The following is a 24081-nucleotide window of genomic DNA, read 5'->3' as shown; positions in this document are numbered from 1 at the left end:
TCTCGCCCGGCGTTTCTTGCTCTCCTGCGGTGGCGTGCGCTAAAAAATTCTGAAGCCTGCACTCTCTCTTATCAAGGTCAACATGAGTCTGTTTCCCGTTATCGTGGTGTTCGGTCTGTCGTTCCCACCGATATTTTTCGAGCTTCTTTTATCACTGGCGATTTTCTGGCTGGTGCGCAAGGTGCTGGTCCCTACCGGGATCTACGATTTCGTCTGGCACCCTGCATTGTTCAATACCGCGCTATATTGCTGCCTGTTTTACCTGATATCGCGCATGTTTGTCTGAGGTTGATGTGAAAACGCTAACAAGAAAAATCTCCCGCACCGCCATCACGATGGCACTGGTTATCCTTGCCTTCATCGCTATTTTCCGCGCCTGGGTTTATTACACCGAATCACCGTGGACGCGTGATGCACGGTTCACCGCCGATGTGGTGGCAATAGCCCCTGACGTGGCCGGTCTTATCACGGCGGTCAACGTACACGATAACCAGTTGGTGAAGAAAGATCAGGTTCTGTTCACCATCGACCAGCCTCGTTACCAGAAAGCGCTGGAAGAGGCGGAGGCGGACGTGGCCTATTATCAGGCACTTGCTGCGGAGAAACGCCGCGAGGCAGGGCGCCGTAATCAGCTGGGCGTTCAGGCAATGTCCCGCGAAGAGATTGACCAGTCCAATAACGTGCTGCAAACCGTGCTGCACCAGCTGGCGAAAGCGCAGGCAACGCGCGATCTGGCGAAGCTCGATCTGGAACGCACCGTGATCCGCGCGCCGTCCGATGGCTGGGTGACCAACCTGAACGTCTATGCCGGGGAATTCATTACCCGTGGCTCAACCGCCGTGGCGCTGGTTAAACAGAACTCCTTCTACGTGCTCGCCTATATGGAAGAGACCAAGCTGGAAGGCGTGCGTCCGGGGTTCCGGGCGGAAATCACGCCGCTCGGCAGTAACCGTGTCTTTAAAGGCACGGTCGACAGCGTTGCCGCAGGGGTGACTAACTCCAGCAGTTCTAACGATGCCAAAGGGATGGCGACGGTCGATTCCAACCTGGAGTGGGTGCGTCTTGCCCAGCGCGTGCCGGTGCGCATCCACCTGGATGAACAGCATGGCAATCTGTGGCCTGCGGGTACCACGGCGACGGTGGTGATCACCGGTGAAAAGGACCGGGATGCCAGCCAGGACTCGTTCTTCCGTAAAATAGCCCACCGCCTGCGCGAGTTTGGTTAATCGCCATGGGGATCTTTTCCATCGCCAGCCAGCATATTCGCTTCGCCGTGAAGCTGGCGTGCGCCATTGTGTTGGCGCTGTTTGTCGGCTTCCACTTCCAGCTTGAAACCCCTCGCTGGGCGGTGTTGACGGCCGCTATTGTCGCGGCGGGCCCTGCCTTTGCCGCGGGTGGGGAGCCCTATTCTGGCGCGATCCGCTATCGCGGGATGCTGCGTATCATCGGGACGTTTATCGGCTGTTTCGCGGCGCTGACCATTATTATTTTGATGATCCGCACCCCGCTGCTGATGCTGATGGTCTGCTGTATCTGGGCGGGTTTCTGCACCTGGATCTCGTCGCTGGTGAAAGTGGAGAATTCTTACGCCTGGGGGCTGGCGGGCTATACCGCGCTGATTATTGTCATCACTATCCAAAGCGAACCACTGCTCGCTCCTCAGTTTGCGGTTGAGCGCTGCAGCGAGATTGTGATTGGTATTGTCTGTGCGATCGTCGCTGACCTGCTTTTCTCCCCACGCTCAATCAAGCAGGAAGTCGATATTGAGCTTGACGCGCTGATTGTTGCCCAGTACCAGCTGATGCAGCTGTGTATTAAGCATGGCGATAGCGAAGAGGTCGATAAAGCCTGGAGCGGGCTGGTACGCCGTACGCAGGCGCTGGAAGGAATGCGTAGCAACCTTAATATGGAGTCCTCGCGCTGGGCTCGCGCGAATCGTCGGCTTAAAGCCCTCAACACCCTCTCTCTGACGCTGATCACCCAGGCATGTGAAACCTATCTGATTCAGAACACCCGGCCGGAAGTGGTCACCGACACGTTCCGTGAACTGTTTGCCGAGCCGGTGGAAACCGTGCAGGACGTGCATAAGCAGCTTAAGCGCATGCGCCGGGTGATTGCCTGGACCGGGGAGCGCGACACGCCGGTGACCATCTACACCTGGGTCGGTGCCGCGACGCGCTATCTGCTGCTGAAACGCGGCGTGATCGGCAACACTAAAATCAGCGCGGCGGAAGAGGAGGTGCTGCAGGGAGAAGTGGTGATCAAGGCGGAATCCGCCGAGCGCCATCACGCCATGGTCAACTTCTGGCGTACGACGCTTGCCTGCATGCTCGGCACGCTGTTCTGGCTCTGGACGGGCTGGACCTCCGGCAGCGGCGCGATGGTGATGATTGCCGTCGTGACCGCACTGGCGATGCGTCTGCCTAACCCGCGTATGGTCGCCATTGATTTCCTCTACGGCACCATTGCCGCCCTGCCGATAGGCGCGCTCTATTTCCTGGTCATCATCCCGTCGACGCAACAGAGCATGCTGCTACTCTGTATTAGCCTGGCGATAATGGCGTTCTTTATCGGTATTGAAGTGCAAAAGCGGCGCCTGGGATCGCTGGGGGCGCTGGCGAGTACGATTAACATCATCGTGCTCGATAACCCGATGACCTTCCATTTCAGCCAGTTCCTCGATAGCGCGTTAGGTCAGCTGGTGGGCTGTTTCCTGGCAATGATGGTGATACTGCTGGTGCGGGATAATTCGCAGGCAAGAACGGGCCGCGTGCTGCTGAACCAGTTCGTGTCGGCTGCCGTGTCGTCTTTGACAACCAATACCGCGCGCCGTAAAGAGAACCACCTGCCCGCGCTCTACCAGCAGCTGTTTTTACTGCTGAACAAGTTCCCGGGCGATATCGCGAAGTTCCGCCTGGCGTTAACCATGATCATTGCGCACCAGCGTTTGCGTAACGCGCCCGTGCCGATCAACGACGATCTGTCGGCCTGGCACCGCCAGCTGCGTCGTACCGCCGACCACGTGCTTTCCGCCAGCAGCGACGACAAACGGCGTCGTTACTTTACGCAGCTGCTTGAGGAGCTCGATATCTATCAGGAAAAGCTCAAGCACTGGGAAGCACCTCCTCAGGTGACCGAGCCGGTAGGACGGCTGGTGTTTATGCTGCATCGCTACCAGAATGCCCTCACGGTTAACTGACTGAAGTAAAAAACCGACGCCAAAAGCGTCGGTTTTTTTGTGGCTATACTTATTCCAGCACGTTCTTACATTTCAGAAAGGGAGAACACATGACGACCCAGGCGCTTCAGGACCACATCCTTTTTCAGACCGGTTATCTGGTCAACGGAATCTGGAAAACGCTGGACACGACGTTCGATGTGCTTAACCCCGCTACCGGGGAAGTCATCGCTAAAGTTGCGAAAGCGGGTAAAGCACAAACCGAAGACGCTATCGCAGCGGCCACTAAAGCCCTTCCGGCCTGGCGTGCCAAAACCGCGAAAGAGCGTTCGGAGATTCTCTACCGCTGGTACGAACTCATTATTGAGAATAAAAGCTGGCTCGGGCGGTTAATGACCACCGAGCAGGGTAAGCCCCTGAAAGAAGCCGAAGGAGAGGTGGAATACGCTGCCAGCTTTATCCAGTGGTTTGCCGAAGAGGCCAAACGTGCGAACGGTGAAATTATTCCGCCGATTAAACCTGGCTCGCGCATTCTGGCAACCCGCGAACCCATTGGCGTGGTCGCGGCGATAACGCCGTGGAACTTCCCGATGGCCATGCTCACTCGCAAGTTAGGCCCGGCGCTGGCTGCAGGGTGCACCGGGGTGATCAAACCAGCCAATAACACGCCGCTCAGCGCCTTTGCGCTGCTTACCCTGGCGAAACAGGCCGGTGTGCCAGACGGTGTTCTCAACGCCGTTGCCGGGAATACCCATGAAATCAGCGATGCGATTATGGCCAGCCGTGACGTGCGTAAAATCTCCTTTACCGGCTCAACCTCCGTCGGCAAAACGCTGGTGCGTAATGCCGCAGAAACCATGAAGAAAGTCTCGATGGAGCTGGGGGGGAATGCCCCGTATATCGTTTTTGAGGATGCGGACATCGATGCAGCGGTTAAGGGCGCGATCGCCAACAAGTTCCGCAATGCCGGGCAGGTCTGCGTCAGCGTGAACCGCTTTTATATTCAGGAAACCGTCTACGACAAATTTGTGAATAAACTTGCCGATGCGGTGAGGGCGCTCAAGGTAGGTAATGGCCTTGACGAGGGGGTTGTTGTCGGGCCGCTGATTGAACCTTCTGCGGTGAACAAAGTGCGTGAGCACGTTGACGATGCCGTTGCCCGAGGCGCAACCGTACTGGCAGGGGGGAAGCCTCATCCGCTTGGCGGGAATTTCTGGATGCCAACCGTGCTGGGCGACTGCCATGAAGGCATGAAGCTGGCAGAAGAAGAGACGTTTGGCCCGGTGGCTGCGTGCTTCCGTTTCACCTCGGAAGATGAAGTCATCCAGCGCGCCAACAACACGCCTTATGGGCTGGCGGCTTACTTCTACACCCAGAATCTCTCACGGGTTTTCCGCGTTTCACAGGCAATCGAGAGCGGGATGATCGGCATTAACGAGTGCGCCGTCTCCACGGAGCTTGGGCCCTTTGGCGGTGTAAAAGAGTCAGGCCTTGGACGAGAGGGCTCCGTGCTGGGGCTGGAAGAATATCTGGAAGTTAAAACCCTGCATATTGGGGGATTATAATCGACAGGGCGGCATCTGCCGCTCGCCTGGACTGGGTGGCTGGCAATGAAAACCTATACGTTTGATTTTGACGAGATCGACAGTCAGGAAGACTTCTACCGTGAATTTATCCGGGCGTTTGATCTTGAACGGGAAAGCGTGACGAATCTGGATACGCTGTGGGACGTGGTAACCGGCAGTCTGTTGCCCCTACCGCTGGAAATTGAGTTCATCCATTTGCCCGATAAGCTTCGCAGACGTTTTGGCGCGCTGATATTGCTGTTCGATGAAGCGGAAGAAGAGCTTGAAGGGCAGCTGTGCTTTAACGCGCGGCATTGAACGAAAAAAAGCCCCTGACCATGAGGCCAGGGGCAAGTCGTATGATGAGATACGACGAGGGTTTATTTATACAGTTCTGCCGTTGCGTGCCAGTGGTCACCCTGATTCAGTTCGGTGACGCGATAGCTGCTGGCACCTGCTTTTTCAGCTTTGGCGGCAAGTTCGTGACGAATATCCATCGGTGAACCGGTGACAGACGTTACGGAGATGCTGCCCATACGCTGTAGATTTTGTGCCTGGTCGGCATTCACCTGCTGTACGGCTGCGCTAGCGCCGAAAGAGAGAACGGATGCCAGACCGAGGGTTGCGATGATCAATTTGGTTTTCATAGCCTTTACTCCTGCATAGGGTTTTTACTCAACGGCGAGAAGGGTTGAACCGCTATTTTTATGCCTGGTGCCGTTGAGTGGAGATTTACGTCTTCAGTTATCACTAAAACTTATTTGTACAGCTCAGCGGTAGCGTGCCAGTGGTCACCAGATCGCGCTTCGATAATGCGATAGGATGATGCACCCTGTTCTTCCGCTTTTTTGTTCAGCATCTCACGCATATCCATTGGCGATGTGGCGACCGCGCCGACAGAAACCGTACCGATGGCCTGGCGGGATTGCGCCTGGTCAGCATTGATAGAGTCTGCTGCGAAAGCACCAAATGACAGGACAGACAGGACGCTCAGCGCCGCTACAGTTGATTTGATTTTCATGATTCTTACCTCGTCGAATTTTTTAGTGGGGTCTTGTTTCGTGACCCTCATCACAAAATCAAGTATACACTAATAACGGCAAAAATTAATACCATGCTAATGGTTTCCTTGGTTATTACGTGTTAAACCGCCAATTTTTTATAACCAAATTGCATAATATTGAGTATTTTTTGCTCTTTTTTGATGGGTATATCTAATTAAATCATATGGATATCAGATTTTGATTTTTTGTGCGATTTTTTGATTAGCATTCACCAGGTGAATGACGATGGGTGGTAAAAAGCACTATTTGTCAAAGTAAAGGGAAATAGAAAAGAGGGGAAAAAGCAGCGGAAGCAGAACGATCCCCGCAGCGGCGCTACGGGGAGAGGAGATTAGAGTTCCTGTTCGAACAGTACCAGAATCGCTTCGTGGAGATCTTTCACGGAGAAACCGCTAGCCGGTGTGGTAAAGATGGTGTCATCGCCAGCTATAGTCCCGAGGATACCTTCCGTTTTACCCAACGAGTCCAGCATGCGGGCAATCAGCTGTGCTGCACCTGGGCTTGTGTGGATCACTACAACGGCGTCGTTATGATCGATATCCAGAACCAGATTCTTGAGCGGGCTGGAGGTAGTCGGCACGCCAAGTTCTGCTGGCAGGCAATAGACCATCTCCATCTTGGCGTTGCGGGTACGCACCGCGCCAAATTTCGTTAACATGCGGGAGACTTTCGACTGATTGATGTTATCGAAGCCTTGTTCCTGCAGCGCCTGAACAATTTCTCCCTGAGAACTGAATTTCTCTTCTTTGAGTAGCGCCTTAAACGCCTTTACTAATTCTTCTTGCTTAGACGAGCTTCGCATAAGTCACCCGGAATATGACGATAGAAACAACATTATTATGCATGTGGATGAATTTTTATGCAAATTATCTACTCAGCGCAAGGCTGAAATAATGTTATGAAAGGGAGTGATTTTATCAGATTTCGTTATCAGAAAACATGCCTGGGTCACGCCGCGCAAATAAGCTTAAAAGTAAATTAAATGTTATCAAAATGATGTTGTTTTGGTGGCGGGGCAGGGTGTATTGTAACCACCTCTTAATGCGTTGCCGTCTGTCGTCAGATAGTCTTCTGAAGAGAGATTAAAGTCGCGTGACCTCAAATTCTTTAGCTACGAAAATTGTAATTATTTACTTGCTGAATTATGGTCGCCGCAACGGATTTACAGATACTTAAGTTAACCATAATAAGGAGTTTAGGATGAAAGTCGCAGTCCTCGGCGCTGCTGGTGGTATCGGCCAGGCGCTTGCCCTACTACTGAAAACCCAACTGCCTTCAGGCTCAGAACTCTCCCTGTACGATATTGCCCCGGTAACCCCAGGTGTGGCGGTTGACCTGAGCCACATCCCGACTGCTGTAAAAATCAAAGGCTTCTCCGGTGAAGATGCGCGTCCTGCACTGCAGGGTGCCGACGTGGTGCTGATTTCTGCAGGCGTGGCGCGTAAGCCTGGCATGGATCGTTCAGACCTGTTCAACGTCAACGCGGGCATCGTGAAAAACCTGGTGCAGCAGATTGCAGAAATCTGCCCGAAAGCATGCATCGGCATCATCACTAACCCGGTGAACACCACCGTTGCTATCGCGGCAGAAGTGCTGAAGAAAGCAGGTGTTTACGACAAAAACAAACTGTTCGGTGTGACCACGCTGGATATCATCCGTTCCAACACCTTTGTTGCTGAGCTGAAAAGCAAACAGCCAACAGAAGTGGAAGTTCCGGTCATCGGCGGTCACTCTGGCGTCACCATTCTGCCTCTGCTGTCGCAGATCCCAGGCGTGAGCTTCACCGAGCAGGAAGTGGCTGACCTGACTAAACGCATCCAGAACGCGGGCACCGAAGTAGTGGAAGCGAAGGCGGGTGGCGGTTCTGCAACCCTGTCTATGGGCCAGGCAGCTGCGCGTTTCGGTCTGTCGCTGGTTCGCGCTCTGCAGGGCGAGAAAGGCGTTGTTGAATGCGCTTACGTTGAAGGCGATGGCGAACACGCCCGCTTCTTCTCTCAGCCGCTGCTGCTGGGTAAAAACGGTATCGAAGAGCGTAAATCCATTGGTACGCTGAGCGCGTTTGAACAACACGCGATGGAAGGCATGCTGGATACGCTGAAGAAAGATATCACCCTGGGCGAAGAGTTCGTTAACAAGTAATACGAACCGTCTCCCGCAGGCCGGGTAAGCGTCAGCGCCACCCGGCAAAAAAAACCGAAGCACTTGCTGGCTTCGGTTTTTTTATGGCTGTCAGTTTGTTGCCGGGTATTCCTGAATCGTCACCTGCAGCGTCAGTTTCTTATCGTTGCGCATGACCTCAACAGGGATGATAGAGCCCGGGCGAATTTCTGCTACCTGATCCATCGTCTCCAGCGCAGAGACCGCTGGCGTGCCGTTGACCGACACGATGACATCATTTACCTGAATCCCCGCGTTGGCCGCCGGACCACCCGGCGCAACCTCGTTAACTACGATGCCCTGAATCTGATCGATACCGCCGCCCTGGGTGTGCATCGGTGCAATTTCACGCCCGCCGATACCGATATAGCCGCGGATCACGCGTCCGTCGCGGATCAGTTTATCCATAATTTTTGTCGCCAGCTGGAACGGAATGGCAAAGCCGATCCCTTCCGGCGTCTCACCGTCGTTACTCTTATCAAACGAGAGGGTGTTGATGCCCATCAGCTCGCCCAGCGAGTTGACCAGCGCACCGCCGGAGTTACCGTGGTTGATGGAGGCATCGGTTTGCAGGAAATTCTGCCGCCCGGAGGGGTTCAAACCGATACGACCGGTCGCGCTGATAATCCCCTGGGTGATGGTCTGGCCCAGGTTATAAGGGTTACCGATAGCCAGTACGACGTCACCAATATGCGGGGTACGTTTACGGTTGATCGGGATGACCGGCAAGCCGCCCGTGGCGTTAATTTTCAGAACGGCCAGGTCGGTCAGGCTGTCAGAGCCAACGAGCAACGCCTCAAACACGCGGCCATCCTGCAGGGCTACGATGATCTGGTCGGCATCGTTAATCACGTGCTTGTTGGTAATAATGTAGCCGCGTTCGTCCATGATCACGCCGGAGCCGAGGGTACGGATCTCCAGCTGGTTATGGGCTGAGGTATTCAGGCCACGGTTATAAACGTTAACCACGGCAGGTGCGGCACGGCGAACGGCCTGGTTATAGGTGGCCGGCGTTTCATCCGCGCTATCGAACTGGGGAGCCGACAGTTTATTAAACTGACGTAAAGACGGCAACGCCAGCAGCAGCAGGCCAGCGACAATCAAACCGATGACAGTAGAACGTAAGAGCTTTAAAAGCATGATGCGCGTGTCGTTAAAAAAGGAACGATTTGCAGCATAACATGAGTTATCCGGACATCACACGCAGCGGTGATGTCCGGGTCGCAAATGCTTAGCGCAACAGAATATAGATGGACTCATTACCACGCATGACCTGCAGGGCAATAACCGCCGGTTTACTTTCCAGCACCTTGCGCAGTTCGGCAATGGATTGCACTCGATTGCGGTTTACACCGATGATCACGTCATCCTGATGCAGTCCGGCCTGTGCGGCAGGGCTGCTCTTCTCGACGGTGTCGATGCTAATGCCTTTCGTACCATCCTTCAGCTGCCCGTCGCTCAACGTAGCCCCTTGCAGCGCCGGGGCGATAAGCTCCGCACTGGCCGAGGATGAGGTGCTCTTATCCAGCGTCACTTCAACGTCAAGCGGCTTACCGTCACGTATCAGGCCCAGCTTCACTTTGGCGCCAGGTTCCGTCGTGGCAATCCGTGAACGCAGTTCTGCAAAGCTGCTCAGCGGTTTGTCGTTCAGGCTGACGATCACATCCCCCGATTTCACGCCCGCTTTTGCCGAGCCGGAGTTTGGCAGCACTTCACTGACAAATGCCCCGCGCTGTACGTTGATATTGAACGCTTTTGCGATGTCCGCGCTCATCTCCATACCTTTAATACCCAGCAGCCCGCGTTTGATTTCACCGAACTGGATCAGCTGCTGCGCCAGGGTTTTGGCCATATTGCTGGGGATAGCAAAACCGATCCCGATGCTGCCGCCGCCCGGTGCCAGAATAGCCGTGTTAATCCCAATCAGCTCGCCGTTAAGGTTGAGTAATGCCCCGCCGGAGTTACCACGGTTGATTGAGGCATCGGTCTGGATAAAGTTTTCCAGCCCCTCAAGATTTAGGCCGCTGCGTCCCAGCGCGGAGACGATCCCGGAGGTAGCGGTTTGCCCTAATCCGAAGGGGTTGCCCACGGCGACGGCAAAATCGCCGACGCGCAGTTTGTCGGAGTCCGCGATCGCAATCTGGGTCAGGTTGCTTGGGTTTTGCACCTGCAACAGCGCGATGTCGCTCTGGTCATCGCCGCCAATCAGTTTGGCATCAAATTCACGGCCATCGTTCAGCTGGACGCTGATTTTATCGGCCTGGCTGATGACATGATTGTTGGTCAGAATATAGCCTTTTGCCGCATCAATAATGACGCCAGAACCCAGGCCTTCAAAAGGCTGAGCCTGCTGGTCGGGAGACTCATCGCCAAAATATTTTTTCAGTTCTTCAGGGACGCGTTGGCTTTGTACTGCGGTGCCCTCAACCTGAACGCTGACGACCGCAGGCAACACTTTTTCCAGCATTGGCGCGAGGCTTGGAATGGCTGCCTGGCCAGGCACCTGGGAGGGAATGGCGGCGAATACAGGGACGGACGCCGAGAGAGATAACCCGACACTTAACGCGATAGCGCTCAACAGCTGGTTTTTTTTCTTCATCGATGTTGACTCTCGTAACCTGGAATAAAGGAAAAACGGCCCCAAAAACACGTTGATGTTATTGAATTTTAAACCGCTGAACAATGAGGTGTTTAACTAAATGATAGCTGGGGTCATGAAGAAAGGACGGGCGCAATCGCTGCGCCCGTAAAATAAATTCAGGTTGTGCGATTAATCGCGTTTTACACCGCCGCGCAGCAGGCCGGACGCGCCATCGGAATAGTCGCGAGGCATCTGAACTGGCGCCTGATCGTTACCGGCTTCAGAGTCAGCCAGACGGTTGCGGAATGGGTTGGTTTCCGCGGTCATTTCCGGCAGCAGGCTGCTGGAGCTTTTTGCCATATGTTGATACAGCTGACGATAGTCGGTCGCCATGTTGTCCAGCAGCTCGGCGCTACGGGCAAAGTGGCTGACCAACTCTTCACGATACTCTTCCAGTTCGGCTTTGTTCTTTTCCAGTTCGTATTGCAGTGACTGCTGCTGACGCAATTTGCGATTACCGAAACGCATGGCCACGGCACCGATGACGATGCCGACGACTAAACCGATTAGCGCATATTCCCAGGTCATGAACTTCTCCCGTTGTATTGTTGTTCCGTAGGGTGTTGGCTCGGCTCCTGCCTGTGCCTGATAATGCCACTATAACCGCTATTTCTGTAGAAGTGGAATCCTGACGTATCATCGCGTAGTGTAGAACGGCCTTTTTTTCATCAGTCACGTCTGCTGGTGAGCGTTAATTGAAGGAATAACAATAAGATTATGCAAAACCTGTCCCCTGCATCGCGATATCAACTGGCCCTTAATGAGGGTACTCATCAGCCTGATGACGTTCAACGTGAGGCGGTAAACCGTCTGGAGATGATTTATCAGGAGCTCACGGTAAAACCCGCTGAAGTCGAACAAAACGGTGGGCTAAAGGCTGCGTTTGGGCGGTTGCTCGGTAAAAAAGCGCCGCAGGCTCACGCGCCGGTGCGCGGTTTATATATGTGGGGCGGGGTCGGTCGCGGAAAAACCTGGCTGATGGACCTGTTTTATCTGAGCTTGCCGGGCGCACGTAAACAGCGTCTGCACTTCCACCGTTTTATGCTGCGGGTGCATGAAGAGCTTACTGCGCTGCAGGGCGAAAGCGATCCGCTGGAGATTGTGGCCGACAGGTTCAAGGCGGAAACGGACGTGCTTTGCTTCGATGAGTTTTTTGTCTCTGACATCACCGATGCCATGCTGTTAGGCGGCCTGATGAAAGCGCTATTTGCCCGTGGGATCACGCTGGTGGCCACATCGAACATCCCGCCGGACGAGCTCTATCGTAACGGCCTGCAGCGGGCTCGCTTCCTGCCCGCCATCGATGCCCTCAAGCAGCACTGCGACATTATGAACGTCGATGCTGGTGTCGATTATCGTCTGCGCACGCTGACCCAGGCGCACCTGTGGCTTTCGCCGTTAAATGCCGAGACCACTCGCGAGATGGATACACTTTGGCTGGCGCTGGCGGGGGCAAAACGCGAGCACGCCCCGGAACTCGAGATCAACCATCGTCCGCTCCCCACCCTTGGCGTCGAAAACCAAACGCTGGCGGTCTCCTTTACGACGCTCTGCGTGGATGCTCGCAGCCAGCACGATTACATTGCGCTTTCGCGTCTGTTCCACACCGTGATGGTGCTGGATGTGCCGGTGATGACGCGGCTGATGGAGAGCGAGGCGCGGCGCTTCATTGCGCTGGTAGACGAGTTTTATGAGCGCCACGTCAAGCTGGTGGTCAGCGCCGAGGTACCTTTATATGAGATTTACCAGGGCGAGCGGCTGAAGTTTGAGTTTCAGCGCTGCCTGTCGCGCCTGCAGGAGATGCAAAGCGAGGAATACCTGAAGCTTGAGCATATGCCGTAAATGCCACCCTCTCCCACAGGGAGAGGGGCTGGGGGTGAGGGCACCAGGCCGCATAATACCCGCCCCCGAAAAACCCATTCCAAATCACATTTAAGGGTCGATCTTTGACCTCAACTTCTCTATAATCTTGCGACCCCACGTTACGAGAAGGTTTTTTTCCCGAAACTTTCTATGTGTCGGCATGTGCTATTCGAAGGGGTAGGTTTGCCGGACTTTGTCGTGTGAACCTCAACTGACTAAACGTTTGGGTGTTCACCAACGTGTAACTTATTATTTGGGTAAGCTTTTAATGAAAACTTTTACAGCTAAACCAGAAACCGTACAGCGCGACTGGTATGTTGTTGACGCGACCGGTAAAACTCTGGGCCGTCTGGCTACTGAACTGGCTCGTCGCCTGCGCGGTAAGCATAAAGCGGAATACACTCCGCACGTTGATACCGGTGATTACATCATCGTTCTGAACGCTGATAAAGTTGCTGTAACCGGCAACAAGCGTACTGACAAAATGTACTACCACCACACCGGCCACATCGGTGGTATCAAAGAAGCGACCTTTGAAGAGATGATTGCCCGCCGTCCTGAGCGTGTGATTGAAATCGCGGTTAAAGGCATGCTGCCAAAAGGCCCGCTGGGTCGTGCTATGTTCCGTAAACTGAAAGTTTACGCAGGCAACGAGCACAACCACGCGGCACAGCAACCGCAAGTTCTTGACATCTAATCGGGATTATAGGCAATGGCTGAAAATCAATACTACGGCACTGGTCGCCGCAAAAGTTCCGCAGCTCGCGTTTTCATCAAACCGGGCAGTGGTAAAATCGTAATCAACCAGCGTTCTCTGGAACAATACTTCGGTCGCGAAACTGCCCGCATGGTAGTTCGCCAGCCGCTGGAACTGGTTGACATGGTAGAAAAACTGGATCTGTACATCACCGTTAAAGGTGGTGGTATCTCCGGTCAGGCAGGTGCGATCCGTCACGGTATCACCCGCGCTCTGATGGAGTACGACGAATCCCTGCGTTCTGAACTGCGTAAAGCTGGCTTCGTTACTCGTGACGCGCGTCAGGTTGAACGTAAGAAAGTGGGTCTGCGTAAAGCACGTCGTCGTCCACAGTTCTCCAAACGTTAATCCATTCTGCTTACGCAGAACGATTGGCGAAAAACCCGCTTCGGCGGGTTTTTTTATGGATAATGTGCAGGTTATCCACAATCTCCATGCATATATCTTCTCTTTTTCCACATTTCCAGAATCCCCTCACCACAAAGCCATCAAAATCTGGTAAACTATCATCCAATTTTCTGCCCAAATATCGGTGAATACTCGATTTTTGTTCGTTTCTTGAACAATGTGTTTTCTCTGGGATGGGCGATACAACATCTGGCTGGCCCCTGTTGGGCTGGTAGCAGTAAAAATTCTGAATATACCTGGAGGTTTTCATGGCTGTCGCTGCCAACAAACGTTCGGTAATGACGCTGTTTTCTGGTCCTACTGACATTTATAGCCATCAGGTTCGTATCGTGCTGGCCGAGAAGGGTGTCAGTTTTGAGATCGAGCATGTGGAAAAGGATAACCCGCCTCAGGATCTGATCGATCTCAACCCGAGCCAAAGCGTACCGACGCTGGTGGATCGCGAGCTGACCCTGTGGGAATCCCGTATCATTATGGAATATCTAGATGAGCGTTTCCCGCATCCGCCACTGATGCCTGTTTACCCTGTCGCGCGTGGTGAAAGCCGCCTGTACATGCAGCGTATCGAAAAAGACTGGTACTCGCTGATGAACGTGATTACCAGCGGTTCCGCTTCTGAAGCTGACGCTGCACGTAAGCAACTGCGTGAAGAGCTATTGGCAATTGCCCCTGTGTTTGGTCAGAAACCATTCTTCCTGAGCGATGAGTTCAGCCTGGTGGATTGCTACCTGGCACCGCTGCTGTGGCGTCTGCCAACCCTGGGCGTAGAGTTCAGCGGTCCTGGCGCGAAAGAGCTGAAGGGCTATATGACTCGCGTATTTGAACGCGACTCTTTCCTGGCATCTTTAACTGAACCGGAACGTGAAATGCGTCTCGGCCGAGGCTAATGACTGTGGAAATGTCACAACTTACCCCACGCCGTCCTTATCTGCTGCGCGCCTTCTATGAATGGCTGCTGGATAACCAGCTCACGCCGCACCTGGTTGTGGATGTGACGTTGCCGGGCGTGCTGGTTCCAATGGAATACGCGCGTGACGGACAGATCGTACTGAACATTGCGCCGCGCGCGGTGGGAAATCTGGAGCTGGCAAACGATGAAGTGCGCTTCAACGCGCGTTTCGGTGGCGTGCCGCGTCAGGTTTCCGTGCCGTTGGCAGCTGTGCTGGCTATCTACGCGCGTGAAAACGGTGCGGGTACGATGTTCGAGCCGGAAGCGGCGTATGATGAAGATGTTGCCAGCCTGAATGATGACAACGTATCCGATGAACGCGAAAGCGACACGGTGATGTCACTTATCGATGGCGATAAACCCGATCATCACGACGACAATGATCCTGATGACGATCCGCCTCCGCGCGGTGGTCGTCCGGCACTTCGCGTCGTGAAATAAAAAACAGGCCCAATCGGGCCTGTTTTTTTACACTTCCAGGTAGTTCAGGATCCCGTCAGCCGCTTTACGACCTTCGGCAATCGCCGTTACCACCAGGTCAGAACCACGAACGATATCGCCGCCGGCGAAGATTTTCGGGTTGCTGGTCTGGAATGCGTTGTCGCTGCCTTCCGGCGCAATCACGCGGCCCTGTGAATCCAGCTCAACGCTGTGCTTCGCCAGCCACTCCATGCTGTGAGGACGGAAACCGAACGCCATCACCACGGCATCGGCCGGGATCACGTGCTCAGAACCGGCTACGATCTCGGCGCGACGACGGCCTTTTACATCCGGTGCGCCCATCTCAGTGCGCGCCATCTTCACGCCGCTCACTTTACCGTTGGCATTCACTTCAATACCCAGAGGCTGGATGTTGAACTGGAACTCCACGCCCTCTTCACGCGCGTTTTTCACTTCACGTTTAGAGCCCGGCATGTTCTCTTCGTCACGACGATAGGCGCAGATCACGTGTGCCGCATTCTGACGAATGGAGGTACGTACGCAGTCCATCGCGGTATCACCGCCGCCCAGCACCACCACGCGTTTGCCTTCCATGCTGACGAAAGGTTCTTCGGCCGTTTCGCCATAACCCATAATCTGCTTGGTATTGGCAATCAGGAACGGCAGCGCATCGTACACGCCCGGCGCGTCTTCATTCTCCAGACCACCGCGCATGGACTGATAGGTGCCCACGCCGAGGAACACGGCATCGTAATCTTTCAGCAGGTCGTCAAGCTGCACGTCGCGGCCCACTTCCACGTTCAGTTTGAACTCAATGCCCATGCCGGTGAAGATTTCACGGCGACGGGTCATGACCTCTTTTTCCAGCTTGAAGGCAGGGATCCCGAAGGTCAGCAGACCGCCGATTTCCGGATGACGGTCAAAGACCACCGCCTTCACGCCGTTGCGGGTCAGCACGTCCGCACAGGCCAGGCCCGCCGGGCCCGCGCCGATGATTGCCACACGCTTGTCGGTTTGCTTCACGCCGGTCATATCCGGACGCCAGCCCATCTCGAACGCTTTATCGTTGATATAGCGCTCAATGTTGCCGATGGTCACCGCGCCAAACTCGTCGTTCAGCGTACAGGAGCCTTCGCACAGGCGGTCCTGAGGGCACACGCGGCCGCACACTTCCGGCAGGGTGTTGGTCTGGTGAGACAGCTCGGCGGCTTCAAAAATACGCCCTTCGTTGGCCAGCTTCAGCCAGTTCGGGATGTAGTTGTGTACCGGACATTTCCATTCGCAGTAAGGGTTACCGCAGGACAGGCAGCGGTCTGCCTGTGCCTTGGCCTGGCCTTCTGAAAACGGCTCGTAGATTTCAACAAATTCAATTTTGCGGATCTTCAGCGGTTTCTTTGGCGGATCAACACGCTGCAGGTCGATAAACTGGTATACGTTCTGGCTCATCTGAATTCCTTACTGCGCCTGCACGCGCAGCTCTGCTGCGCTACGACTACGGTGACCCAACAGGGCTTTAACATCGCTGGACTTCGGCTTAACCAGCGCGAATTTCGCAGAGAAAGCCGGCCAGTTCGCCAGGATCTCTTCGCCGCGTGAAGAACCGGTATGCTGCACGTGTTCGGTAATCAAACCGCGCAGGTGTTCTTCATGGATAGCCAGCGTATCAACGTCCAGCACTTCCACCAGCTCCGGGTTCACGCGTTTGCGGAACTCACCGTCTTCATCCAGGACGTAGGCAAAACCGCCCGTCATGCCTGCGCCGAAGTTCACGCCGGTTTTACCCAGAACGCAAACAATCCCGCCCGTCATGTATTCACAACCGTTATCGCCAATGCCTTCCACCACGGTGATAGCACCGGAGTTACGCACTGCAAAACGCTCGCCCGCACGGCCTGCTGCAAACAGACGACCGCCGGTCGCGCCGTACAGGCAGGTGTTACCGATGATGCTGGCCTCATGGCTGCGGAAGGCTGAGCCGACCGGAGGACGCACCGCCAGCAGACCGCCTGCCATGCCTTTGCCAACGTAGTCGTTGGCATCGCCGGTCAGGTATAGCTCAACGCCACCAGCGTTCCATACGCCGAAGCTCTGACCCGCGGTACCGCTGAAGTGCGCGGTAATCGGATCCGCCGCCAGCCCCTGGTCACCGTGCGTTTGCGCGATGTAGCCGGAAAGGGAGGCGCCCACGGAGCGGTCGGTGTTGCGGATATCAAACCAGAACGTTTTGCTCTGCTTGTCGTCCACGTACGGTTTCGCCTGCTGCAACAGCTGTGCGTTCAACACGCCGTTGTCGAATGGCGGGTTGTTCTCGGTGCAGTAGACAGCTTTGCCAGGGTGCGGCTGCGCGGTTTCCAGCAGTTTAGACAGCTCAAGCTTCTGTTGCTTAGCGGTAAAGCCTTCCAGCTCTTTCAGCAGGTCGGTACGGCCAATCAGATCTACCAGGCGCTTCACGCCCAGCTGCGCCATCAGCTCGCGGGTTTCGCGGGCGATGAAGTCAAAGTAGTTAGTTACTTTGAACGGTAGACCGTGATAGTGGTTCTTACGCAGCTTCTCGTCCTGGGTAGCAACGCCGGTTGCGCAGTTGTTCAGGTGGCAAATACGCAGGTATTTACAGCCGAGCGCAACCATTGGGCCGGTACCGAAGCCAAAGCTTTCCGCGCCGAGGATCGCCGCTTTAATGATGTCGAGGCCCGTTTTCAGGCCTCCGTCCACCTGGAGACGGATCTTGTGACGCAGACCGTTAGCCACCAGCGCCTGCTGGGTTTCCACCAGGCCAAGCTCCCACGGACAGCCCGCATATTTTACGGAGGAGAGCGGGCTTGCGCCGGTACCGCCGTCGTAGCCGGCGATGGTTATGAGGTCCGCATAGGCTTTTGCCACGCCGGTAGCGATGGTGCCGACGCCCGGTTCGGAAACCAGCTTCACGGAGATCATCGCCTTCGGGTTGACCTGTTTCAGGTCGAAAATCAGCTGCGCCAGATCCTCGATAGAGTAGATATCGTGGTGCGGCGGCGGGGAGATCAGCGTCACGCCCGGTACCGAGTAGCGCAGTTTGGCGATGTACGGGGTAACTTTATCACCCGGCAACTGGCCGCCTTCGCCCGGTTTAGCGCCCTGAGCGACTTTAATCTGAATCACGTCGGCGTTGACCAGGTACGCAGGCGTCACGCCAAAGCGACCGGATGCCACCTGCTTGATACGGGACACTTTGTTGGTGCCGTAACGCGCCGGATCTTCACCGCCTTCGCCGGAGTTAGAGTTACCGCCGATGCTGTTCATGGCTTCCGCCAGCGCTTCGTGGGCTTCCGGGCTCAGCGCGCCGATGGACATCGCCGCGGTATCGAAGCGTTTGAACAGTTCGGATGCAGGCTCAACGTCGTCAATGTTGACCGCTTCATCACCCGGATTGAGGGCAATGAGGTCGCGCAGCGTTGCCGCCGGACGGTTGTTTACCAGCTCAGCGTACTGCTGGTAATCGCTGTATTCGCCGCTCTGAACCGCCTGCTGCAGCGTGCGCACCACGTCCGGGTTGTAGGCGTGATACTCGCCGCCGTGAACGTATTTCAGCAGACCGCCCTGATCCAGCGGCTTACGTGCCAACCAGGCGCGCTTGGACAGGTTCACCAGATCCTGCTGGAAGTCAGCAAAACCGGCGCCGCCGATGCGGCTGACTACGCCCTGGAAGCAGAGGCTGGAGACTTCGTCATGCAGGCCGACCGCTTCAAACAGCTTCGAACAGCGGTAGGAGGCAATGGTCGAGATGCCCATTTTGGACATGATCTTGTACAGGCCTTTGTTGATGCCGTTACGGTAGTTCAGCATCACCGCGCGGTAATCTTTGTCGATCGCGCGGGTATCCACCAGACGGGCCAGCGTTTCGTAGGCCAGGTATGGATAGATCGCCGTCGCGCCAAAGCCTAACAGCACGGCAAAGTGGTGCGGGTCGCGGGCGCTGGCGGTTTCCACAATGATGTTGGCGTCGCAGCGCAGGCTCTTGTCGACCAGACGCGTCTGGATAGCGCCAACCGCCATCGGGGCAGGCACCGGCAGACGGTTTTTCGCGATATTGCGGTCGGACAGCACCAGCAGAACGGTACCGTTACGCACCATCTGTTCGGCTTTGTCACACAGCGCATTCACCGTCTCTTCGAGGCTCGCTTCGGCCACGTCGAAAGTAATATCGAGCGTGTCGGCGCGGTAGTGCTCCTCTTTCATGGTGGTGAGCTGTTTGAAATCGGAGTACAGCAGGATCGGCGATTTAAAGGTCAGACGATGCGCCTGGCCTTCGGCCTCGCAGAAGACGTTCATCTCGCGACCGATGCTGGTGGCCAGCGACATCACGTGCGCTTCGCGCAGCGGATCGATCGGCGGGTTGGTGACCTGCGCGAACTGCTGACGGAAGTAGTCATAAATGATGCGCGGCTGGCTTGAGAGCACGGCAAACGGGGTATCGTCCCCCATGGAGCCGACCGCTTCCTGGCCGTTTTCACCGAGCACGCGAATAACAGAGTCCAGCTCTTCTGCGCTGTAGTTAAACTGCTTCTGGAAGCTCGCAAGCGTATCGTCGTCCAGTTCGCGACGACCCACTTCTTCATCCGATAAATCTTCGAACGGCACGAGGCGACGCACGTTCTTCTCCATCCACTCTTTGTACGGATGTCGGCTTTTCAGATCGTGATCGGTTTCGGCTGAGTGCAGAATGCGCCCACCGCGGGTGTCGATAACCATCAGCTCGCCCGGGCCGACGCGGCCTTTCTCGACCACTTCGTCAGGCTGATAATCCCAGATACCGACTTCAGAGGCGCAGGTGATGAGTTTGTCTTTGGTGATGACGTAGCGTGCCGGACGCAGACCGTTACGGTCCAAGTTACAGGCGGCGAAGCGACCGTCGGACATAACGATGCCCGCCGGGCCGTCCCACGGCTCCATGTGCATGGAGTTAAAGTCGAAGAAGGCGCGCAGCTCGGGGTCCATATCCGGGTTGTTTTGCCAGGCCGGTGGCACGAGCAGACGCATGGCGCGTACGATGTCCATCCCGCCAGCCAGCAGCAGTTCCAGCATGTTATCCATTGAGCTGGAGTCAGAGCCGGTTTCGTTCACGAACGGCGCGGCATCGTGCAGGTCAGGGATCAGCGGGGTCTGGAACTTATAGGTGCGGGCGCGGGCCCACTGGCGGTTACCGGTGATGGTGTTGATCTCGCCGTTGTGCGCCAGATAGCGGAACGGCTGAGCCAGCGGCCAGTGTGGAACGGTGTTGGTGGAGAAGCGCTGGTGGAACAGGCAAATGGCCGATTCCAGACGCAGGTCCGCCAGGTCCAGGTAGAAGCGCGGCAGGTCAGCCGGCATACACAGACCTTTATAGATGTTCACCAGGTTAGAGAGGCTACAGACGTAGAACTCTTTATCTTCCTGGAGACGTTTTTCAATGCGACGGCGGGCGATAAACAGACGGCGTTCCATATCGCGCGGACGCCAGCCCGCAGGCGCGTTGACGAAAATCTGTTCAATACGAGGCAGCGAGGAGAGGGCGATTTCACCGAGCACCCCTTCGTTGGTTGGCACATCGCGCCAGCCGACAATCGACAGGGTTTCACGCTGAAGCTCTTCTTCGACGATGCGGCGTGAGGCGGCAGCCTTTTCGGGATCCTGGTTAAGGAACAGCATACCGACAGCGTAGTTTTTGGCTAAACGCCAGCCGCGCTCTTCCGCCACGATGCGGAAGAAACGATCCGGTTTTTGCAGCAGCAGGCCGCAACCGTCGCCGGTTTTACCATCGGCAAGAATAGCGCCACGGTGCTGCATTCGGGCCAGTGCGTGAATAGCAGTACGCACTACCTTGTGGCTAGGTTCGCCTTCTATGTGGGCGATCAGGCCGAAACCACAGTTATCCTTCTCAAGGGATTTATCGTACAACATATCAGTGAACCTCCCCAGGCTCGTCGGGCTTCCCACTGAACTTTACCGTGGCGCACAGGCACAGAAAGAGCACGGCGACGGGGTTTGCGTTTCATACGCGGACCTCGCATTCGCCCTCTTTATCATCCTTTCGCGCAGGTAAACAAGTTTGAGGACTTGCTTCAGAGGGAATCTCAATTACTGCATAAATATGATGAGCAGGCCGCTCATCCAGAAAGCTTCCAGCGGATTTCCAACTTATCGGGAATTGGTACACAGGTCAAATGGCAATCTTATTTATACAAAAATGTGCTAAGGAGAGTTTAAGTGTTTGTAATTTAATGATGTTTAACTATTTTTACAATGATTGTATGCCCTGGCGGGATGCAGCGGAGTGTGATCTGACTCACTATATGAAAGCGGTATTATCAATGTAGCGTGCTGAATAGCAGTTTTATAGCAGAATAATAATCTGGTATTGTCTGCAAACCCGCATAAACCCACTGTTTTTAAGTGGTGGCGCTATAAATGAAAAAAACAATAAGAACATAAGGAAAAGTAATCACGAATGGCGTGAATGAAATTGCAGTAATCCTGAGTATTTATTCATATAGATAAAGGCCGTCCAGGGCGATTGATCCAGGTCATCGCCGACAGAGGCTAAAAGTGGCAGGCTTGTCCCCTTTCTCCGGGACGGTCTATCAGATTATGCAGTTACAGAAATTAGTCAATATGTTTGGTGGGGATCTTTTGCAGCGGTACGGGCAAAAGGTTCATAAGCTGACGCTGCACGGCGGGTTTAGCTGCCCGAATCGCGATGGCACCATCGGGCGCGGCGGCTGCACCTTCTGTAACGTTGCGTCATTTGCTGACGAAGCCCAGCAGCATAAATCTATCGCTGAACAGCTTGCCCATCAGGCCAGCCTGGTTGACCGCGCGAAGCAATATCTGGCCTATTTTCAGGCCTACACCAGCACGTGGGCGGAGGTGCAGGTGCTGCGCTCTATGTATCAGCAGGCCGTCAGCCAGGCTAACATCGTTGGGCTGTGCGTGGGGACGCGTCCGGACTGCGTGCCGGACGCGGTGCTGGACCTGCTCTGCGAGTACAAAGAACAAGGCTACGAGATCTGGCTGGAGCTGGGCTTGCAGACCGCACATGACAAAACGCTGCACCGTATTAATCGTGGCCATGATTTCGCCTGCTACCAGCGCACCACGCGGCAGGCCCGCGAGCGTGGGCTGAAGGTCTGCTCGCATCTGATTGTCGGCTTGCCGGGTGAAGGGCAGCAGCACGGCCTGGAGACGCTGGAAAAGGTGGTTGAGACTGGCGTGGATGGTATTAAGCTTCACCCGCTGCATATCGTGAAGGGCAGCATAATGGCGAAAGCGTGGGAAGCGGGGCGGTTAAGCGGTATTGAGCTTGAGGAATATACGGTGACGGCGGGGGAGATGATTCGCCACACCCCACCGGAAATTGTCTACCACCGCATCTCGGCCAGTGCCCGCCGTCCAACGCTTCTGGCACCGCTATGGTGCGAGAACCGCTGGACGGGGATGGTGGAAATCGACCGCTATCTGCAGGAGTACGGCGTACAGGGCTCAGCACTTGGCCGTCGGTGGGTTCCCCGTCTACCGGCGACGCCCGCCTAACAGACTTCCCAGCATGCCGCGCACTATCTGATTGGTGACCTGCCGCGCCGCGCTTTTCGCCATGGTCTGTACCACGCCGTCGCGCTTGCCGCCGCGCGGCCCGGTGCTGCCGAACAGGATGTCTTTGAGCCCTCCGAGAATACCGTCATCCACGCCGACAGACTGCCCTTTAGCGGCTGGCGCATCCTGCGATTCGGTTGTCGCCTGCACCCCTTTTTGCAGCATCTCGAACGCGGACTCGCGATCCACCTCGTCTTCGTACTTCCCGTAAACCGGAGAGTGGTTAATCAGTTCGTTACGTTCATCGTCGGTAACAGGCCCCATGCGCGAGCAGGGCGCGATCACCATGGCGCGTTCCACAACGGAAGGGCTGCCCTTCGTATCAAGGAACGAGATCAGCGCTTCACCGGTGCCTAACGCCTGAATCGCCGCTTCGGTATCAAAGGCAGGATTGGCGCGCATGGTTTGTGCGGCGGCTTTTACCGCTTTTTGATCCTTCGGCGTAAAGGCGCGCAGAGCGTGCTGCACGCGGTTACCGAGCTGGCCGAGCACGTTATCCGGGATATCCGACGGGTTTTGCGAGACAAACCAGACGCCAACGCCTTTGGAGCGGATCAGGCGAATGACCTGTTCAATCTTATCCAGTAATACCTGCGGCGCGTCGTTAAACAGCAGGTGCGCTTCGTCAAAGAAAAAGACCAGCTTCGGTTTTTCCAGATCGCCCGCTTCGGGTAATTGTTCGTAGAGCTCAGAGAGCATCCACAGCAGGCTGGCGGCGTAGAGCTTTGGCATCTGGTAGAGCTTCTCGGAGCTCAGAATATTGATGATGCCTTTGCCGCTGCTGTCGGTGCGCATCCAGTCTTTGATATCCAGCATCGGCTCGCCGAAGAAGTGCTCGGCGCCCTGTTGCTCCAGGGTCAGCAACCCACGCTGGATGGCACCCACCGAGGCGCTGCTGATATTGCCGTACTGGTTCTGGAAGGATTTGGCGTTATCGCCGATGTACTGCGTAATGGCGCGCAGATCTTTGAAATCAAGCAGCAGCAGTCCCTGATCGTCGGCAATGCGGAAGATAATATTCAGCACGCCGGACTGCACGTCGTTGAGGTTAAGCAGACGGGCCAGCAGCAGCGGGCCGAGATCGGAGACGGTGGCGCGCACCGGGTGGCCTTTCTCACCAAAGATATCCCACACGACCACCGGATTACCGTGCGGCGTCCAGTCCGTGATGCCAATATTCTTCAGCCGTTCGAGCAATTTTTCTGAGGCCGTCCCTTCCTGAGCCACACCGGTTAAATCCCCTTTCACGTCAGCCATAAAGACCGGTACGCCAATCGCTGAAAGCGACTCAGCCAGCTTCTGCAGGGTGACGGTTTTCCCCGTTCCTGTCGCTCCGGTGATCAGACCGTGGCGGTTCGCCATCGCGGGCAGTAAATACAGCTCTTTTTCCAGCGTCCGGGCAATTAACAATGGTGTACTCATGATGCGCTTCCTCTCTTTGTCCTGGGTGGAG

Annotated in this window: 21 protein-coding genes; 12 read left to right on the top strand and 9 right to left on the bottom strand. The window is 55.4% G+C overall.

Annotated elements, in window-relative coordinates; genetic code table 11:
- Nucleotides 1–82: 82 nt before the first annotated feature.
- The 5 genes from aaeX to KGP24_RS21025 all read left to right on the top strand — a co-directional run bounded on the left by aaeX (nucleotide 83) and on the right by KGP24_RS21025 (nucleotide 5061).
- Complete coding sequence (aaeX, locus tag KGP24_RS21045) at nucleotides 83–286, top strand: p-hydroxybenzoic acid efflux pump operon protein AaeX (RefSeq protein ID WP_003860416.1); 204 nt, start codon at nucleotides 83–85, stop codon at nucleotides 284–286.
- 7 nt (nucleotides 287–293) lie between these two features.
- Complete coding sequence (aaeA, locus tag KGP24_RS21040; RefSeq protein WP_223561703.1) at nucleotides 294–1226, top strand: p-hydroxybenzoic acid efflux pump subunit AaeA; 933 nt, start codon at nucleotides 294–296, stop codon at nucleotides 1224–1226.
- A gap of 5 nt (nucleotides 1227–1231) precedes the next feature.
- Entirely contained in the window at nucleotides 1232–3199 is a 1968-nt protein-coding gene (gene aaeB / locus KGP24_RS21035) for a p-hydroxybenzoic acid efflux pump subunit AaeB (protein WP_223561702.1), read from the top strand.
- 89 nt (nucleotides 3200–3288) lie between these two features.
- Nucleotides 3289–4743, top strand: a complete 1455-nt coding sequence (locus tag KGP24_RS21030) for an NAD-dependent succinate-semialdehyde dehydrogenase (protein WP_223561701.1) — start codon at nucleotides 3289–3291, stop codon at nucleotides 4741–4743.
- 45 nt (nucleotides 4744–4788) lie between these two features.
- Nucleotides 4789–5061, top strand: coding sequence for a barstar family protein (locus tag KGP24_RS21025; RefSeq protein ID WP_223561700.1), 273 nt, complete (start codon nucleotides 4789–4791; stop codon nucleotides 5059–5061).
- Nucleotides 5062–5123: 62 nt separating this feature from the next.
- Here the strand turns inward: KGP24_RS21025 and yhcN (KGP24_RS21020) are convergent, their stop codons facing one another.
- From yhcN (KGP24_RS21020) to argR, 3 genes are all read right to left on the bottom strand, one after another.
- Nucleotides 5124–5390, bottom strand: a complete 267-nt coding sequence (gene yhcN, locus KGP24_RS21020; RefSeq protein WP_023333630.1) for a peroxide/acid stress response protein YhcN — start codon at nucleotides 5388–5390, stop codon at nucleotides 5124–5126.
- Between the two features lie 110 nt (nucleotides 5391–5500).
- The gene (gene yhcN, locus KGP24_RS21015) at nucleotides 5501–5764 is read right to left on the bottom strand and encodes a peroxide/acid stress response protein YhcN (protein ID WP_223561699.1); all 264 of its coding nucleotides are present in this window, start codon (nucleotides 5762–5764) and stop codon (nucleotides 5501–5503) included.
- A 374-nt stretch (nucleotides 5765–6138) separates the two neighbouring features.
- Nucleotides 6139–6609: a transcriptional regulator ArgR gene (argR, locus tag KGP24_RS21010; RefSeq protein WP_023309388.1), complete on the bottom strand. Its 471-nt coding sequence runs from the start codon at nucleotides 6607–6609 to the stop codon at nucleotides 6139–6141.
- Between the two features lie 398 nt (nucleotides 6610–7007).
- Here argR and mdh point away from each other — a divergent pair, with 398 nt between their 5' ends.
- Complete coding sequence (mdh, locus tag KGP24_RS21005; RefSeq protein ID WP_223561698.1) at nucleotides 7008–7946, top strand: malate dehydrogenase; 939 nt, start codon at nucleotides 7008–7010, stop codon at nucleotides 7944–7946.
- A gap of 90 nt (nucleotides 7947–8036) precedes the next feature.
- Here mdh and degS read toward each other — a convergent pair whose 3' ends face one another.
- The 3 genes from degS to zapG all read right to left on the bottom strand — a co-directional run bounded on the left by degS (nucleotide 8037) and on the right by zapG (nucleotide 11133).
- The gene (degS, locus tag KGP24_RS21000) at nucleotides 8037–9104 is read right to left on the bottom strand and encodes an outer membrane-stress sensor serine endopeptidase DegS (protein ID WP_223561697.1); all 1068 of its coding nucleotides are present in this window, start codon (nucleotides 9102–9104) and stop codon (nucleotides 8037–8039) included.
- Nucleotides 9105–9195: 91 nt separating this feature from the next.
- Nucleotides 9196–10563 carry a serine endoprotease DegQ gene (gene degQ, locus KGP24_RS20995; protein ID WP_063442140.1) on the bottom strand — a complete coding sequence of 456 codons (1368 nt, stop codon included), beginning with the start codon at nucleotides 10561–10563 and terminating at the stop codon, nucleotides 9196–9198.
- A 171-nt stretch (nucleotides 10564–10734) separates the two neighbouring features.
- Entirely contained in the window at nucleotides 10735–11133 is a 399-nt protein-coding gene (zapG, locus tag KGP24_RS20990) for a Z-ring associated protein ZapG (protein WP_008502832.1), read from the bottom strand.
- Between the two features lie 189 nt (nucleotides 11134–11322).
- Between zapG and zapE the strand changes: the two genes are divergently transcribed.
- From zapE to sspB, 5 genes are all read left to right on the top strand, one after another.
- Nucleotides 11323–12447 carry a cell division protein ZapE gene (gene zapE, locus KGP24_RS20985; protein WP_223561696.1) on the top strand — a complete coding sequence of 375 codons (1125 nt, stop codon included), beginning with the start codon at nucleotides 11323–11325 and terminating at the stop codon, nucleotides 12445–12447.
- A 289-nt stretch (nucleotides 12448–12736) separates the two neighbouring features.
- Nucleotides 12737–13165, top strand: a complete 429-nt coding sequence (rplM, locus tag KGP24_RS20980) for a 50S ribosomal protein L13 (protein WP_003860434.1) — start codon at nucleotides 12737–12739, stop codon at nucleotides 13163–13165.
- A 15-nt stretch (nucleotides 13166–13180) separates the two neighbouring features.
- Nucleotides 13181–13573: a 30S ribosomal protein S9 gene (rpsI, locus tag KGP24_RS20975; RefSeq protein ID WP_003860436.1), complete on the top strand. Its 393-nt coding sequence runs from the start codon at nucleotides 13181–13183 to the stop codon at nucleotides 13571–13573.
- Nucleotides 13574–13881: 308 nt separating this feature from the next.
- Nucleotides 13882–14520, top strand: coding sequence for a stringent starvation protein SspA (gene sspA / locus KGP24_RS20970; protein WP_014885418.1), 639 nt, complete (start codon nucleotides 13882–13884; stop codon nucleotides 14518–14520).
- A gap of 5 nt (nucleotides 14521–14525) precedes the next feature.
- Nucleotides 14526–15023: a ClpXP protease specificity-enhancing factor gene (sspB, locus tag KGP24_RS20965; protein WP_223561695.1), complete on the top strand. Its 498-nt coding sequence runs from the start codon at nucleotides 14526–14528 to the stop codon at nucleotides 15021–15023.
- A gap of 27 nt (nucleotides 15024–15050) precedes the next feature.
- Here the strand turns inward: sspB and KGP24_RS20960 are convergent, their stop codons facing one another.
- A complete protein-coding gene (locus tag KGP24_RS20960) occupies nucleotides 15051–16469 on the bottom strand; it encodes a glutamate synthase small subunit (RefSeq protein WP_223561694.1) in 1419 nt (472 codons plus the stop codon).
- A gap of 9 nt (nucleotides 16470–16478) precedes the next feature.
- Nucleotides 16479–20939, bottom strand: coding sequence for a glutamate synthase large subunit (gene gltB / locus KGP24_RS20955; RefSeq protein WP_223561693.1), 4461 nt, complete (start codon nucleotides 20937–20939; stop codon nucleotides 16479–16481).
- A gap of 687 nt (nucleotides 20940–21626) precedes the next feature.
- Here gltB and KGP24_RS20950 point away from each other — a divergent pair.
- Entirely contained in the window at nucleotides 21627–22568 is a 942-nt protein-coding gene (locus tag KGP24_RS20950) for a TIGR01212 family radical SAM protein (RefSeq protein ID WP_223561692.1), read from the top strand.
- Here KGP24_RS20950 and KGP24_RS20945 read toward each other — a convergent pair.
- The gene (locus tag KGP24_RS20945; protein ID WP_223561691.1) at nucleotides 22548–24050 is read right to left on the bottom strand and encodes a helicase HerA-like C-terminal domain-containing protein; all 1503 of its coding nucleotides are present in this window, start codon (nucleotides 24048–24050) and stop codon (nucleotides 22548–22550) included. The two genes, KGP24_RS20950 and KGP24_RS20945, sit on opposite strands and share 21 nt — an antisense overlap.
- Between the last annotated feature and the right edge of the window lie 31 nt (nucleotides 24051–24081).

Source organism: Enterobacter sp. JBIWA008, from assembly GCF_019968765.1.
Lineage (GTDB): Bacteria > Pseudomonadota > Gammaproteobacteria > Enterobacterales > Enterobacteriaceae > Enterobacter.
Note: the sequence above shows the minus strand (reverse complement) of the source record. Positions and strands in the feature narration are given on the sequence as shown.